General features: G+C 68.9%; 1 pseudogene. It reads right to left on the bottom strand.

Features of this window, described 5'->3' with window-relative positions:
- Nucleotides 1–32 precede the first annotated feature (32 nt).
- A pseudogene (locus GV790_RS29445) lies at nucleotides 33–328 on the bottom strand (ABC transporter permease); the annotation flags it as partial.

Raw genomic sequence — 328 nt, 5'->3', positions numbered from 1 at the left:
GCCCTGATCTCCGAGGCGGCCAATGAGCTGAGTTAGCGCCGGCTGGCCCGGCGGTAGCCGAGGGCCGCGGGTACCGCGAACACCACGATCGCGCCCACCGACCAGGCCAGCGTCGCCAGCAGCGGTTCGCGCACCGGTCCACCCAGCGACAGTCCGCGCATCGCGTTGATGGCATGGCTCATCGGCTGGTACTCCACGATCGGCCGCGCCCAGCCGGGGTAGGCGGCCAATGGCACGAAACCGGTGCTGAAGAACATCATCATCGACGAGCCCAGCGAGATCGCCTCCACCACCGCTGTTCTCGCGCCGAACACCGCGACCGTGGTGA

Origin of the sequence: Nocardia cyriacigeorgica, from assembly GCF_010858045.1 — a bacterium.
GTDB classification, from domain to species: domain Bacteria; phylum Actinomycetota; class Actinomycetes; order Mycobacteriales; family Mycobacteriaceae; genus Nocardia; species Nocardia cyriacigeorgica_E.
The sequence above is the reverse complement of the archived record's forward strand: the minus strand, read 5'-3'. Positions and strand labels throughout refer to the sequence as shown.